The organism is Halorubrum sp. SS7, from assembly GCF_005435055.1.
Classification (GTDB): domain Archaea; phylum Halobacteriota; class Halobacteria; order Halobacteriales; family Haloferacaceae; genus Halorubrum; species Halorubrum salinarum.
In genome coordinates this window covers 1-1,205 of record NZ_SGXV01000104.1, presented here as the reverse complement: position 1 = coordinate 1,205, position 1,205 = coordinate 1, and the positions used below count along the sequence as shown (strand labels likewise).

Genomic DNA, 1,205 nt, shown 5'->3' with positions numbered 1-1,205 from the left:
GTTCGACACGCTCGACGAACTGAAAGACCACGCCAAGGAGAATCACCCCGACGCCTACGAAGAGAACTTCGGGGACGAAGCGTAAACCCATTCAGATCGAGTTATGAGCGGGGACGCTACCTGTCCGACCTGCGGCGACGAGACGGAAAGCAGGCTCGCGATCATCGAGCCCTCGGAACTGAAAGCGGAGCGCGAGTACTGCCTCACCTGTGAGACGTTCGTCGACGCGGACGCGCGGAAGCCAGAGTAACCTGTCGTGTCTGCGTCGCCGCGGCGCGCGCCGAGGAAGACCGGCCCATCGCCGAGCGCACCGGCACACGAGAGCCGTCCGATGTCCCCTGCGTCCGACCAGTGAAATATTATATCATCGGAGCAGTAACTAACCATAGAGAGGCGGAAACGGACTTCGGCCGCAACTGTCCGACCGCCGTTTGGGTCCGACCGGTCGAACCGACCACCAGAATCGCAAACTGGACAGTCGACACATGGGCAACGAATCAACGGACGGTGGCGAAGGCATTGAGGCGAGCGGAACCGGTGGGGACCCCGCATCGGTCGAAGAGCGATATCAAAAGGTCTTCGAGTACAACAACGACGCCGTCATGATCGTCGACTTCGAGACCGAGTCGTTCGTCGACGTCAATCCACGCGCGTGCGAACTGTTGGGGTACTCCCGCGAGGAGCTGCTCTCGATGGATCCCGAGGACATCCACCCGGACGATATCGACCGGGTTCGAGAGGAGTTCATCTCGCAGGTCAAAAGCGAGGGAACCGGCTTCACAGACGATCTCACGTGTCTGACGAAGGACGGAGAGAAGGTCCCCACCGAAGTCTCCGGGGCGGCCTTGGAGTCGACGGCGGGTGCGGCGGACGCCGAACCGAGACGGATGATCGCGATGCTCCGAGACATCTCGGGACGCGTTCAAACCCGGCGCCGGCTGGAGCAGAAGGTCGAACGGCTCGACCGGTTCGCCGGTATCGTTTCACACGACCTCCAAAACCCCCTTTCAATCATTCAAGGGCACGCGGAACTCGCCAGACAGACCGGCGACTCAGAACATTTCGACGCGGTCGAGGACGCCGCCGACCGCATGGAAGAGATGCTGTCGGAGCTCCTCCAGCTCACCCGAGAAGGCGATCTGATTCACGAGCGGGAGGATGTCGATTTAGACGCGATCGCGCGTAACGTCTGGGCCGACTGTGAC

At 61.4% G+C, this 1,205-nt stretch carries 2 protein-coding genes; both read left to right on the top strand.

Translation table 11 applies throughout. The features are described 5' to 3' along the window. Positions 1-103 precede the first annotated feature (103 nt). Positions 104-250 carry a hypothetical protein gene (locus EXE44_RS20380; RefSeq protein ID WP_158293488.1) on the top strand — a complete coding sequence of 49 codons (147 nt, stop codon included), beginning with the start codon at positions 104-106 and terminating at the stop codon, positions 248-250. Between the two features lie 235 nt (positions 251-485). Further along, positions 486-1,205, top strand: a 720-nt coding sequence (locus EXE44_RS16885) for a PAS domain S-box protein (RefSeq protein WP_137717975.1), incomplete at its 3' end; no start/stop codon positions are given.